Source organism: Streptomyces sp. NPDC048566 (genome assembly GCF_043199735.1).
GTDB lineage: Bacteria > Actinomycetota > Actinomycetes > Streptomycetales > Streptomycetaceae > Streptomyces.
Genome location: NZ_JBICWL010000038.1, coordinates 13,083 through 26,713, shown reverse-complemented (window position 1 = coordinate 26,713; position 13,631 = coordinate 13,083). Strand labels below are relative to the sequence as shown.

At 75.6% G+C, this 13,631-nt stretch carries 9 protein-coding genes; 5 read left to right on the top strand and 4 right to left on the bottom strand.

Annotated features, from left to right (window positions below):
* Window positions 1-68: 68 nt before the first annotated feature.
* Window positions 69-1,406 (top strand): N-acetylmuramoyl-L-alanine amidase, encoded by a 1,338-nt coding sequence (locus tag ACGFS9_RS31345; protein ID WP_393258038.1) that lies wholly within the window; start codon window positions 69-71, stop codon window positions 1,404-1,406.
* A 177-nt stretch (window positions 1,407-1,583) separates the two neighbouring features.
* Window positions 1,584-2,666 carry a sugar phosphate nucleotidyltransferase gene (locus ACGFS9_RS31340; RefSeq protein ID WP_393258036.1) on the top strand — a complete coding sequence of 361 codons (1,083 nt, stop codon included), beginning with the start codon at window positions 1,584-1,586 and terminating at the stop codon, window positions 2,664-2,666.
* 112 nt (window positions 2,667-2,778) lie between these two features.
* On the opposite strand, the gene ACGFS9_RS31335 is transcribed toward ACGFS9_RS31340, so the two are convergent.
* The 4 genes from ACGFS9_RS31335 to ACGFS9_RS31320 all read right to left on the bottom strand — a co-directional run bounded on the left by ACGFS9_RS31335 (window position 2,779) and on the right by ACGFS9_RS31320 (window position 6,984).
* Window positions 2,779-3,789: a DNA-3-methyladenine glycosylase family protein gene (locus tag ACGFS9_RS31335; RefSeq protein ID WP_393258033.1), complete on the bottom strand. Its 1,011-nt coding sequence runs from the start codon at window positions 3,787-3,789 to the stop codon at window positions 2,779-2,781.
* A gap of 286 nt (window positions 3,790-4,075) precedes the next feature.
* Window positions 4,076-5,428, bottom strand: a complete 1,353-nt coding sequence (locus ACGFS9_RS31330; protein WP_393258031.1) for a coenzyme F420-0:L-glutamate ligase — start codon at window positions 5,426-5,428, stop codon at window positions 4,076-4,078.
* Window positions 5,425-6,408, bottom strand: a complete 984-nt coding sequence (gene cofD / locus ACGFS9_RS31325) for a 2-phospho-L-lactate transferase (protein ID WP_393258028.1) — start codon at window positions 6,406-6,408, stop codon at window positions 5,425-5,427. The genes ACGFS9_RS31330 and cofD overlap by 4 nt, the downstream gene beginning before the upstream one ends.
* Window positions 6,409-6,450: 42 nt before the next feature.
* A complete protein-coding gene (locus ACGFS9_RS31320) occupies window positions 6,451-6,984 on the bottom strand; it encodes a cysteine dioxygenase (protein ID WP_393258026.1) in 534 nt (177 codons plus the stop codon).
* 707 nt (window positions 6,985-7,691) lie between these two features.
* On the opposite strand from ACGFS9_RS31320, the gene ACGFS9_RS31315 reads away from it, so the two are divergent.
* The 3 genes from ACGFS9_RS31315 (at window position 7,692) to ACGFS9_RS31305 (ending at window position 13,602) form a co-directional block, all read left to right on the top strand.
* On the top strand, window positions 7,692-7,955 hold the full coding sequence (locus ACGFS9_RS31315) for a WhiB family transcriptional regulator (RefSeq protein ID WP_003975777.1): 264 nt from the start codon (window positions 7,692-7,694) through the stop codon (window positions 7,953-7,955).
* Between the two features lie 371 nt (window positions 7,956-8,326).
* The gene (locus ACGFS9_RS31310) at window positions 8,327-12,115 is read left to right on the top strand and encodes a glycosyltransferase family 2 protein (protein WP_393258024.1); all 3,789 of its coding nucleotides are present in this window, start codon (window positions 8,327-8,329) and stop codon (window positions 12,113-12,115) included.
* Window positions 12,112-13,602, top strand: a complete 1,491-nt coding sequence (locus ACGFS9_RS31305; RefSeq protein ID WP_393258021.1) for a DUF5719 family protein — start codon at window positions 12,112-12,114, stop codon at window positions 13,600-13,602. Before ACGFS9_RS31310 ends, ACGFS9_RS31305 begins: the two co-directional genes overlap by 4 nt.
* Window positions 13,603-13,631 lie beyond the last annotated feature (29 nt).

Genomic DNA, 13,631 nt, shown 5'->3' with positions numbered 1-13,631 from the left:
CAGCGGGTCCGACGGCCCGTCAATTCCCCGATGGACGGATATGTATGACTATGCCCAAGATCAGGGGCATGCGTGGATTCCTTGCTTCCTCGGTCGGCGTCACCTGCGCGGCGGCTCTCGCCCTCCCGCTCGCCCTGCCCTCCCCGGCGCAGGCCGGGCCGTCGGCGGTGACGTCCGCGTCCTCCGTCCCCGGCAGCACCCAGTCGCTGCCCCTCGTCCCGCCGGGCGGCGAACGGGCCCTCGGCGGCGCCGCCCACCGGCAGGGCCTCGGCCGCCGGGACACCCGCCCCTTCTCCCTGGTCGGCGTCGTCTGGGACGACCCGGACCGCGAACTGCGCGGCCTGGTCCGGGTCCGCACCCGCACGACGGGCACCGGCCACTGGTCGGGCTGGCAGGACGTCGAGACCCACAACAGCCGGCACGGCGCCGACCCCGGCTCCGCCGAGAGCGCGTCGGGGCGGGTGCGCGGCGCCACCGCCCCGCTGTGGGTGGGCGCCTCGGACGGGGTCGAGGTCCGCGTCGACGCGGACCGGGCCGAACCGGGGGAGCCCCGCCGCGCGAACGCGGGCGGGTCCGGTGCCGGGGAGCCCGCCGCCGGCACCGCGCTGCCCGCGGGACTGCACCTCGAACTCGTCGACCCGGGCGGGGCCGGCGAGCGCGGGCCCGCCGGCCCCGCCCGGCGGGCCGGGGGCGTGCCGGACGCGGTGCCCGGCGCGGCGCCCGCCGAGATCGGCGCGCTCTCCCGGCGGGAGACCGAGCGCCGCTACCTCCCCGCGGACGCCGCCGCCCGGGTGAAGCCGTACATCGGCGCCCGCCCGCGCATCGTCACCCGCAAGGGCTGGGGGGCCGACGAGAGGCTGCGCGAGCGCGGCTTCGTCTACAGCAAGAAGGTCAAGGCGGCCTTCGTGCACCACACGGCGTCGGGCAACAACTACACGTGCTCCCAGGCGCCTTCGCTCATCCGCGGCATCTACCGCTACCACGTGGTGAGCCTCGGCTGGCGCGACATCGGCTACAACTTCCTCGTCGACAAGTGCGGCACCCTCTACGAAGGCCGCGCCGGGGGCGTCGCCAAGGCCGTCCTCGGCGCCCACACCCTCGGCTTCAACACCGACAGCATGGGCATCGCCGTCCTCGGCAGCTTCCAGACGACCAAGCCGTCCGGCGCGGCGCTCAAGGCCATCGCCCGTCTGACCGCATGGAAGCTGGGCCTCTACGGTGGCAATCCGCGTGGCAAGACATACCTGAAGTCGGGCGGTGGCAATCTCTACCGAAAGGGAAAGAACGTACGACTGAACGTGATCTCCGGCCATCGGGACGGGTATGCCACGGAGTGCCCCGGGCGCCTGCTCTACGGCAAGCTCGGCTCGGCACGCGCCACGGCGGCCCGCTACCAGGGCCGGTAGGCGGGGCCCGGAACCGGCCCCGCCCGGCCGGCCGGGGCCGGGCGGGGATCACCTGACGTCACGCGACGGCCCGCGGCCGAAGACCGCACGGCCGTCGAAAGCGCCATCGAACAGTCTGCATACACTGGCCGGCCGGAACACAGTTCGGCCGGTCCCGGCAGGAAGCAGAGACGACAGGTGACAGAAGCGATCCTCCTGGTCGGCGGCAGAGGCACCCGGCTGCGTCCCCTCACGGTGCGCACGCCCAAGCCGATGGTGCCCGCGGCCGGTGTCCCCTTCCTCACGCACCAGTTGGCGCGGGCCCGCGCGGCGGGCGTCGAGCACATCGTGCTGGCGACGTCGTACCTGGCCGAGGTGTTCGAGCCGTACTTCGGCGACGGCTCCTCGCTGGGCCTCCACCTGGAGTACGTCACCGAGGAGGAGCCGCTCGGCACCGGGGGCGCGATCCGCAACGTGGCCTCCCGGCTCCGCTCGGGCCCCGACGACCCCGTCCTGATCTTCAACGGCGACATCCTCACCGGCCTGGACATCCCGGCCCTGGTGGCGACCCACGAGAGCAGCGGCGCCGACGTCTCCCTCCACCTCACCCGGGTCGAGGACCCGCGCGCGTTCGGGCTCGTCCCCACGGACCCCACCGGGCGCGTGACCGCCTTCCTGGAGAAGCCGCAGACGCCGGAGGAGATCGTCACCGACCAGATCAACGCGGGGGCATACGTCTTCCGCCGCTCGGTCATCGACACCATCCCCGAGGGCCGCCCGGTCTCCGTCGAGCGGGAGACCTTCCCCGAACTGCTGGCCACCGGCGCGCACCTTCAGGGCATGGTCGACTCCACCTACTGGCTCGACCTCGGCACCCCGCAGGCGTTCGTGCGCGGCTCCGCCGACCTCGTGCTCGGCCGCGCCCCCTCCCCGGCCGTCCCCGGCCGCTGCGGCGACCGCCTGGTGCTGCCCACCGCCACCGTCGCGCCCGACGCCAAGCTCACCGGCGGCACGGTCGTCTGCGAGGGTGCCCGGGTCGGCGAGGGCGCCCGGATCTCCGGGAGCACCGTCCTCGCCGGGGCCGTCGTCGAACCGGGCGCGGTCGTCACCGACTCCCTCGTCGGCGTCGGCGCCCGCATCGGCGAACGCACCCTGCTCACCGGCGCGGTCGTCGGCGACGGCGCGACGGTCGGCGCCGACAACGAACTCCGCGACGGAGTCCGGGTCTGGTGCGACGCCCGCATCCCCGCGGGAGCACTCCGCTTCTCCTCGGACCAGTAGCCCCGCCCGCGGGCCGGAGGGGCCACCGCGGTCCCCCGGCCCGCGAGGAGCGGCAAGGCCGTCCCGCCGGACGCCGCGAGCCGTCCGGCGACCCCTCCGGTCACGCCACCGGCTAGAGCTTGCCGATGTCGGCCCGGGGCATCTTGGGCACCCGTCGCGCGGGCGTCCGCCCGGACAGCAGGATCAGCCGTGCCGCGCGGTGCCGCTGCCCGGCGTACGGCTCCAGCAGCTCCAGCATCACGGCGTCGTCGGCGTCCCGGTCGCCCGCGAGCGCGTGGCCCACGATCCCCGGCAGGTGAAGATCCCCCACCGTCACGGCGTCGGCCGCTCCGTGACTGCGCTGCACGACCTCGGCCGAGGTCCACGGTCCGATCCCGGGCACCAGCTCCAGCCGCTCCCGCGCCCGCTCCGGGTCGAGCCGCACGGCCTCCTCCAGCCGGGGTGCCACATGCACCGCCCGCAGGATCGTCGACGCCCGCTTGTCGTCGACGCCGGCGCGGTGCCACTCCCAGGACGGGATCAGCGCCCACGTGCGGGGCGCGGGCATGACGTACATCCGCTCGGGCGCGGGCCCCGGCGCGGGCTCGCCGAACGTCCGGACGAGCAGCCGCCAGGCCCGGTACGCCTCGTCGGTGGTGACCTTCTGCTCCAGGACGGACGGGATCAGCGACTCCATGACCAGACCGGTCCGCACCAGCCGCAGCCCCGGCCGCCGGTGCCGGGTGACGGCGACCAGCCGGTGCCGGGGCTCGAAGGCGGCCGGGTCGTCCGTCGCGCCGAGCAGCTCGGGCAGAGCGCCGAGCAGCCAGTCGGCGCCGGGCCCCCATGCCTCGCCCCGGGCGGTCCCGTCCCGCAGGGTCACGCGCAGGGTGCCGGGCCCCGCCGGCGTGCGGCAGGCCCGCCACACCGAGCCGTCGGGCGCCGCGCGGAAGGTCGGATCGCCGGGGCCGCGACGCAGCGGCCCGAGGACGAGCCCGAGGTCGAGCGGCCCCTCGGGCGTGAAGCTGCGGACGCGGGCCGGTTCGGCCGGCCGGCGCGGCCCCGCGCCCCGCGCGCCGGGCACGGCGACATCGCCGCCGCGCACGGTCGTACGCGTCGGCCGGGGAGCGAAACGTCCAGACACGGATGAGGTCCTCGGGTACTCGGGATGCCCTACGAGGGTAGGCGCTCGCCGGTCCGGGGACGCACCGTTCCCGCGCCCCGCGGCCCTGCCCGTCGGCTACCGCCCCTCCGCGGGCCCCGCGCCGCCGGACCCCGCCCCGCGCGACCGCACCGCGGGGCGGACCACGGCGCACCACCGGCCGTGCGGGCCGGCACGCGGCCGGCGCATGGTCCGCACCCGGGCTGCCGGGCGCGCGGGGGTCGCCGCCGCCCCGCCGCCCCGTCGGCGCGGCGCTGCGGCGCGTCCCTCAGCGCACCGCGACGAACGCCTCCGCGTCCCGGGCCGGCCGCTCGCGGGGCTCCTCCGCCGCGTGGCCCACGGCCACCGCGCCCATCGGGTCCCAGCTCTCCGGCAGGTCCAGCACCTCGCGGACGACGTCGCGGCAGAACATCGTCGACGACACCCACGCGGAGCCGAGCCGTTCCCCGGCCAGGGCGACCAGGAGGTTCTGCACGCCCGCACCGGCCGCGACCACGAACATCTCGCGTTCGGCGCCGTCCCGGCGCGGGTCGCCGTAGGTGTGCGAGCCGTCCATGACCAGGCACGGCACCACGAGGTACGGCGCGTTGCGCAGCACGTCGCCGCGCCGGACCCGCCGGGCGACGGACTCCTCGCTCCTGCCGTCGGCCCGCAGGTCGGCGACCCAGGCGTCCCGCATGGCGTCGAGCAGCCGGGTCCGCGCCGCCGCCGACTCCAGGAGGACGAATCGCCAGGGGGTGGTGTGGTGCGGTGCTGGGGCGGTCACGGCCGCGGCGACCGCCCGGCGCACCGCACCGGGGTCCACGGGCTCGTCCGTGAAGGCCCGGACCGTGCGACGCAGGGCGACCGCCTCCCGGACGGCCTCCGAGGTGCCGAGCCGGAACATGTCGTCGCGGGCCTCCCTGACGAGGGCGCGCGCCCCCGCGCCGGCGTCGTCGCCCACCAGGTGGGGCAGGCCGCGGACGACGGCGACGGGCAGTCCGGCGGCCTTGCCCTTGACGAGGTCGCCCGCGGCGGCGAGCTCGTCGGCGGTGGCGACCACGGTCGCGCCCAGCGGGTTGCCGTGCGCGTCGGTGCCGCCCCGCAGGTCCTCCAGCACCCGGACGCCCGCCGCGCCGATGGCGACGTCGGTCAGCCCGGTGCGCCACGGCCGCCCGAAGGTGTCCGTGACGACGACGCCGACGTCGACCCCGAGGCCGTCCCGCAGCCCCTCCCGGATGGCCCGCGCCGAGGCGTCGGGGTCCTCGGGCAGCAACAGCACGGTCCCGGCGGGGGTGTTGGAGGCGTCGACCCCGGCGGCGGCCATCACCAGGCCCTGCCGGTTCTCGACGATCCGCAGGGCGCCGCGCCGCGCCACGACCCGGACGGTCTCGGCGTCGATGGCGGCCTCCCGGTCGGCGGCCTCGACGATCCGGCCCTCCGCCTTCGAGACGATCTTCGAGGTGACCAGGAGCACGTCCCCGTCGGCCAGGCCGGGGTCGGTGGCCGCGATGAGCTTCGCCAGGTCGTCACCGGCGCGCACCTCGGGCAGTCCGGCCGGGGCCCAGACCCGGTAGCCCGTCCGGGCCGGTTCCGCCGGCCGCCCCGGTCCGGGCCGTCCCGGTGTGTCCGCCGTACTCACGCGGTCCGCACCTCCTCGGCCAGCGCGAGCGCCTCGCGGGCCATCCGGGTGGTCGCGTCGAGGTCGGTCATCATCAGCGGCACCGCCCGGCAGCGGATGCCGGCGCTCTCGACGCGGTCCACCACGGAGGCGTCCACGGTGTCGACGAGCCAGCCGTCGAGGAGCCCCGAGCCGTAGTGCTCGGCGACCGCGGCGGCCGTGGACTCGACGCCGATCGCGGCGAGCACCTTGTCGGCCATGCCCCGGACGGGCGCGTCGCCGACGATGGGGGAGAGGCCCACGACGGGCACTCCGGCCTCGGCGATCGCCTCGCGGATGCCGGGCACGGCGAGGATGGTGCCGACCGAGACGACGGGATTGGACGGCGGGAAGAGGACGACGTCCGCCTCGGCGATGGTCTCCAGGACGCCGGGCGCGGGCTTGGCCTGCTCGGCGCCGACCGGCACGATCGCCTCGGCGGGCACGGAGGCCCGCAGCCGCACCCAGTACTCCTGGAAGTGGATGGCCTTGCGCTCCCCCGCCCCGCCGGCCGGGTCGCCCTCCGGGAGGGTGACGGCGACGTGGGTCTCGACCCGGTCGTCCGACATCGGGATGAGCCGCACGCCCGGCTTCCACCGGTCGCAGAGCGCCGCGGTGACGGCGCTGAGGGGATAGCCCGCGCCGAGCATCTGCGTGCGCACGACGTGCGTCGCGAAGTCGCGGTCGCCCAGCCCGAACCACTCGGGCCCGACGCCGTACGCCGCGAGTTCCTCCTTGAGGTGGAAGGTCTCGTCGGCGCGGCCCCAGCCCTGCTCCTCGTTGATGCCGCCGCCGAGCGTGTACATCACCGTGTCGAGGTCGGGGCAGACCTTGAGTCCGAAGAGATGGATGTCGTCGCCGGTGTTGCCGACGACCGTGATGTCCGCGTCCGGGACGGCCTGCCGGAGACCACGCAGGAACCGTGCACCACCGATACCGCCTGCCAGAACCACAATGCGCATGGGGTGCAGTCTTGCAGGCGCCGCCGGCACCGTGTCGGCCGGTCAGGCGTGCCCGGCCGGCGCCGACGCGCCGTCCACGCGCGCGGGCCGGGTGTCCGCGTCGACCGCGCAACGCGCCGCGTGCATCGGCATCTCGGTGAGCCCCGGGGAGTAGACGTGCAGACTCACGGCCGGTTCGAGCGTGTCGTTGACGACCTCGTGGACGGAGCCGGGCGCGAACACGCGCTGCGCGCCGGAGCCCAGGGCGCGCGTGCCGCGCGCGGTGCGCTCGGTCAGCGTGCCGTCGAGGACGGTCAGGACACCGGAGGAAGCGCCGTGGTCGTGCGGCCCGCTGCCCTGGCCGGGTACCCAGGACAGCAGCCAGACCTCGTAACCGGGGCCGGTGCGCAGCCGGTGGTACCACCGTGAGGTGGCGTCGTACTCGACGAGGTGCTCCCAGTGGGATCGGTCGGCGGCGATGGAGCGCGCCATGCCGACGAAGTCGGCCACGGTGACGGGGTGTTCGCGCGGCGGCTGGAGCAGGTGCGGGACTTCGAGGATGTCGCCGGCGATCTGGAGGTCGCTGTCGCTGTTCATGGGTGCGGGGTTCCTCGGCGGGAGAGTGCTGGGGTGTCGCTGGCCGGGTCCGCCCGGGTCGCGGGCGGAGTGCGCGCCCGGGAAGGCGCGGAGGGTGCCCTGGTACGGGCGGGTGGGGTTCGCCTCAGTGGCGGCGAGGCAGCCGGAGCGCGGTGGGGCTCAACAGCTGGAACAGCAACAACAGCGGCGAACGAGGGCAGCACCGCGGGACCCGGCGGTGCGGGTCGAGGGGGAAGCCGAGTTCGCGAGCATGCCCCCAAGGACAGCGGTTCATGCCCGCACTGTCAACTTCCTGTCCGAAATGTGGGAGATGTTTCACCTCATCCGGTTCATCTGACGGGTGAAAGGTTTGTGTGTCGGGTTCCCCGGACACATGGCGCACAACCGAGCGCGCGCCCCGTGGTGCGAGCCCGTGATCCCTTTGTGATCAGGGTCGCTTCGAGGGGCGCGCAGGAACGGGACCGCCGTCCCGGTCGTCCTCCTCCATGGCAGAGGCGGGTGGTCCGGAGGGCCCTTGCGCTGTCAGGGTTTATGCCGATTTGAACACTTTCCGCATAGCCTTGGTTCCGCAGAGTGAATAAGGGGCCCAATAGCAGATCTCGGCTTGACTGGCCCGGATCGGCACACTTGTAATTTCACTCGTGTCGTTCAGCCGATATCGGTAGCGGCAGCATCACGGGGACGCGAAAGACGGACGAGGGGCGCACATGACCGAGCTGGTGCAGCAACTGCTGGTCGACGACGCGGACGAGGAACTCGGCTGGCAGGAGCGCGCGCTGTGCGCCCAGACCGACCCCGAGTCCTTCTTCCCCGAGAAGGGCGGCTCCACCCGCGAGGCGAAGAAGGTCTGCCTCGCCTGCGAGGTCCGCTCCGAGTGCCTCGAGTACGCGCTCGCCAACGACGAGCGGTTCGGCATCTGGGGCGGGCTGTCGGAGCGCGAGCGGCGCCGCCTCAAGAAGGCCGCCGTCTGACCCTTCCCGCAGGGGCGGACGAGGCGCCCGCCCCCGGGAGGCCGGGGCGCTCGCGCGGGCCCGCCCGTCGGGCGCGGTTCGGCGGCGGCGGTGCCCGGCGCCGCGAGGAGATCCGGACGCCCGCGCCGCGGCGCGCGGGACGGGGCCGCTCGGGACGGCCCGGAAAATCGGCCGGAGCCGCCCGTGCCGGGGCGCCCGACCAATCGGCACACACGCTCACGTAACGAACGGCCCGGCGCAGGTGGGTTGTCCACAGGCGGCGGGCCGTCGTGCTGCCCAGCCGTTAGTGTGGGCCCTCGTCCGAGACGTCCCGCTGTCCCCGCCGGACACAGACGTCCACCGCAGTCCATCGAACCGGGGCCCGTACCTCGATGTCCGCGCACAGCCATTCGGCAGCCCGTCACGACGCCGCTGCCGCCCCTGAGTTCCCGCGTCACGTGGTGACCGCGGTGCTCGTCTCCCACGACGGCGCCCGCTGGCTGCCCGAGGCACTGGCCGGGCTGCTCGGCCAGGATCGCCCCGTGCAGAACGCGGTGGCCGCCGACACCGGCAGCGCGGACGACTCCGCCCGGCTGCTCACCGACGCCCTGGGAGCCGACCACGTCCTGCACCTCGCCCGGCGCACGGGATTCGGCCAGGCCGTCGACGAGGCCACCCGCGCCGCCGGTGTGCTCACCCCGGACGACCTGCCCTACCTGAAGCGGCCGAGCGGCTGGGACCCCGTCACGCGCAGCTGGCGCGACGACGCCTACGACCTCCCGGACCTCCCGCACGGCGAACCGGAGCAGTGGCTCTGGCTGCTGCACGACGACAGCGCCCCGGAACCGGACGCCCTCGCCCACCTGCTGCGCGTCGTGGAGAACGAACGCGAACTGGGTCACGAGGTCGCCGTCGTCGGCCCGAAGCTCCGCGGCTGGTACGACCGCCGCCAGCTCCTCGAAGTCGGCGTCACCATCGCCAACTCCGGCCGTCGCTGGACCGGCCTGGACCGCCGCGAGCAGGACCAGGGCCAGCACGACCACGTCCACCCCGTCCTCTCCGTCTCCACCGCCGGCATGCTGATCCGGCGCGACGTCTTCGAGGAACTCGGCGGCTTCGACCGCCGGCTGCCCCTGATGCGCGACGACGTCGACCTGTGCTGGCGCGCCCAGGCCGCGGGCCACCGCGTCCTCGTCGCCCCGGACGCGGTCGTCCGGCACGCCGAGGCGGCCTCCCGTGAGCGCCGCACCGTCGACTGCGTGGGCCGCACCTCCGCGTCCCCGCACAAGGTCGACAAGGCCGGCGCCGTCTACACCCTCCTCGTCAACGCCCGCACCGCGCAGCTCCCCTGGATCCTCCTCCGCCTCGTCCTCGGCACCCTGCTGCGCACCGTCGCCTACCTGGTGGGCAAGGTCCCCGGACAGGCCGTCGACGAGATCCGCGGCCTGCTCGGCACCCTGCTCCGCCCGGAGCGGATCATCGCCGGCCGGCGCAGGCGGGGCCGCCCCCGGGCCGACAAGGGCGAACTGCGCCCGCTGTTCCCGCCCCCCGGCGCGACCGTGCGCGTCACCGTCGAGCAGGTCGCCGGCAACCTGCTGAGCCGCACCGACGCCGAACTGGTCACGGGCGCCGGACGGCACGGCGGGGCCGTCGAGTCCGGACCCGGCGGCGACGACGCCGAGTTCCTGGAGATCGAGCAGTTCGCCCGGCTCAAGCGCATCGCGCGCAACCCCGGCCCCATGCTCTTCCTCGTCCTGATGTTCGTCTCGCTGCTCGCCTGCCGCGCCCTGCTCGGCAGCGGGGCCCTCGCGGGCGGCGCGCTGCTGCCCGCCCCCGGCGACGCCTCCGACCTGTGGTCGCGCTACCTGGACGGCTGGCACCCGGTCGGCCCGGGCGGCACCCAGTCCGCCCCGCCCTACCTGGCGCTCGTCGCCCTGCTCGCCTCCCTCCTGCTCGGCTCCACCGGCCTCGCCGTCACCGTGCTGCTGGTGGCGTCCGTGCCCCTGGCCGGCTTCGCCGCGTACTTCGCCTCCCGCCCGCTGGTCGCCTCCCGCCTGCTGCGCGCCTGGGCGTCCGTCGCGTACGCCTTCCTGCCCGCCGCCACCGGTGCGCTGGCCGGGGGACGTATCGGCACCTCCGTGCTGGCGATCCTGCTGCCGCTCATCGCGCGCGCGGGCATCGCCGCGAGCGGTCTCGCGCACTCCTCGGGAGCGCGCGGCAGCTGGCGCGCCACCTGGGCCTACGCCCTGCTCCTGACGCTCACCACGGCGTTCACCCCGATCGTCTGGCCCATCGCGCTGGTCCTCGGCCTCGCGCTCCTCGCCGTCCGCCGCCGCGAACTGCCCGCCTACGGGCTGCGGTTCCTCGCCCAGCTCGGCACCCCGCTGCTGGTCCTCGCCCCCTGGTCGCTCTCGCTGCTGCCGTTCGGCTTCTTCCGGGAGGCCGGCCTGGAGTACGGGCCGAGCGCCGCCTCCGCGGCGGACCTGCTCGGTGCGAGCCCCGGCGGCCCGGGCACCGTCAGCGGCCTGATGCTCTTCGGCGTCGTGCTCGCCGCGCTCGCCGCCCTGCTGCGCACCGAGCGCCAGGCCGGCATCCGGACCGCGTGGGCGGTCGCCCTGGTGGCCCTCGTCTTCGCGGTGCTGTCCAACAGCTCCACCTGGGCCGGCCCCGCCACCCTCGTCTACGGCCTCGGGCTCCTCGCCGCCGCGGCCGTCGGAGCCGACGGCGCCCGCGCGCGCGTCGCCGAGCAGAGCTTCGGCTGGCGCCAGCCGGTCGCCGCGCTCATCGCCTTCGCCTGCGCCGCCGGCCCGCTGCTGGTCGCCGCCGGATGGATCATCGGCGGTGCCGACGGACCCGTCGAGCGCCGCGACCCGGTCCAGGTGCCCGCGTTCGTCGCCGAGGAGAGCGGCACCCGCGACCAGGCCCGCACCCTGGTCCTCGACAGCCGATCCGCGGCCCACGTCGGCTACACCCTGGTCCGCGGCTCCGGCGCCCGCCTCGGCGACGCCGAACTCGCCTCGGCCGGCGGCGAGAACACGAAGCTCGACAAGGTCGTCGCCAACCTGGTGGCGGGCTCCGGCGCCGACCAGGCCGACGAACTCGGCGGTTTCGCCGTCCGCTACGTGCTGGTCCGCGCGGGCGCCCCCCGCGAGGTGAGCCGCGTCCTGGACTCCACGCCCGGACTGACCCGGCTCAGCCAGCAGGACGGCAGCGCCCTGTGGCGCGTCAACCGCCAGGTGGCCCGCGCGGTGATCGTCCCCGACTCCGGCGAAGCGCAGTCCATCGCGGCCGGACCGGTCGAACTGCACACGAGCGTCCCCGCCGGCGGCGAGGGCCGTGTGCTGCGGCTGGCCGACAGCGCCGACCCGGGCTGGACGGCCACCCTGGACGGCAAGCCCCTCTCCCGGACCACGGTGGACGGCTGGGCGCAGGGCTTCGAACTCCCCTCCGGCGGCGGCCGGCTGGACGTCACGTTCGACGCCCCGCTGAGCCACACCGCCTGGCTGTGGGCCCAGGGCGCCCTCGCCCTGGTCCTCGTGGTGCTCGCCCTGCCGGGCCGCCGCCGCGACGTCGACGACGACCTGCCCGAGGAGCAGCCCGTGCCCGCCCAGGACGCCACGGGAGACGGCCGCCGCGCCCGCCGCCTGCGGGCCCAGGCGGAGGCGGAGGCCGAGGCGTCCGCCGCGGACGCCGGCGCCGCGTCCGTCCCCGGGGAGATCCCGGCCGGCGCCGTCCCGCACCAGCAGTCCTACGGCGACTGGGACACCCCGAGCCACGCGGGCGCGGAGTACGGCACCCGGGAGGGCCGGTACGAGGGCGCGGGGGAGTACGCGGACGGCGGCCATCAGCAGCCCTACCGGCCGGACGCCTACCAGGGCGCCCCGTACGACCCCTACGCCTACGGCGGGACGACGTCCTACGACCCGGCCTACGAGCAGGACCACGGCGCGAACGGCACGTCCTACGACGCGCACGGCCGGGGCTACGGCACGGACGGCCAGGGCTACGACCCGGCCTACGGCTCGGACGGCCAGGGCTACGACCCGGGCTACGGCTCGGACGGCCAGGGCTACGACCCGGCCTACGGCTCGGACGAGCAGGGCTACGACCCGGCCTACGACCCCACGCGGCCCCCGCCGCACGGCACCGACAGCGAGCGCCCCGACGGGAGCCAGCAGTGAACCGCACGACCCTGTCCCTCATCGGCGGTGTGACCGCGCTCGCCGCCGTCACCGGGTTCGCCGCCCTCCGGGCGCCGGACGCACCCGGGGGCGAGACGGTACGGGCCGCCGCCCGCCAGCCCGTGGAGCGCACCAGCCTGCTGTGCCCCCAGCCGAGCACCTCCGACCTCGCCGACACCGCGTACACCTCGTTCACCCCGGCGTCCGAGGGCGCCCGCTCGGGCGGCAGGGCCGAACTGAAGGCGGCCACCGAGACGTCGGCCGGCGGCAGGAAGGGCGGCGGCAAGCCCTCCGGTAGCGCCCCGCGTCCCAAGGACCCCGGCAAGCCCGCGACCGGTGACGCCTCGGGCTCCGAGGCACCCGCGCTCGTCGGCACCGCCGAGGGCAGGTTCGCGCCCGGCTGGACGGTCCAGCAGACCACCGACGTCGCCGCGGGCACCGGCCGCGGTCTGCTCGGCACCAACTGCACCGCTCCGGACACCGAGTTCTGGTTCCCGGGAGCCAGCACCGCCGAGGACCGCACCGACTACGTGCACCTGACGAACCCGGACGACTCCGCCGCCGTCGTCGACATCGACCTGTACGGCAAGGACGGCGCCCTCAAGTCCACGGTGGCCGACGGGATCACGGTCCCGCCGCACGCTTCCGAGCCGATCCTGCTGAGCACGCTGGCCGGCGACCGGCAGACCAACCTCACCGTCCACGTGACGGTGCGCAGCGGCCGGGTCGGAGCGGCCGTGCAGGCGCTCGACGACCGGACGGGCGGCGACTGGCTGGCCGCCTCCACCGACCCCGCCGGCAGCCTGGTCCTCCCGGGCATCCCCAAGGACGCCACCTCCGTGCGCCTGGTCGCCTTCGCGCCCGGTGACACGGACGCCGACCTGTTGATCCGCCTCGCCTCGCCCACCGGCCCGATCACCCCGGCGGGCAACGAGACGCTCCACGTGAAGGCGGGGATGACCTCCGCGGTCGACCTCGGCGACGTCACCCGCGGCGAGCCGGGCTCGCTCGTCCTCACGCCCGAGGACTCCGCCGTTCCCGTCGTCGCCGCCCTGCGCGTGATCCGCGGCAAGGGCGACCGCCAGGAGACCGCCTTCATCCCCGCCACCGCCCCGGTCGGCACGCGCGCGTCGGCCGCCGACAACAGCGCCAAGGGCTCCACCCTCGCGGTCACCGCGCCCGCCAAGGCGGCGACCGTGAAGGTCACCGCGTCCGCGGGCAGCGAGGGCGGCTCACCGGCGTCGAAGACGTTCACCGTCAAGGCCGGCACCACGCAGAACGTCGAGGCGCCGGTCCCGAGCGGGCTCAAGGGCACGTACGCCCTCACCGTCGAGCCGGTCTCCGGCGGCCCGGTCTACGCCTCCCGGATGCTCGCCGCCGCCGAGGACGGCGTGCCCGCGTTCACCGTCCAGACCCTCCCGGACGACCGGGGCACCGTGGCGGTGCCCCGCGCGGACCAGGACCTGTCGGTGCTGCTCGACCGGTGACCGTCGCGCCCCGCGGACCGGCGGGGCGG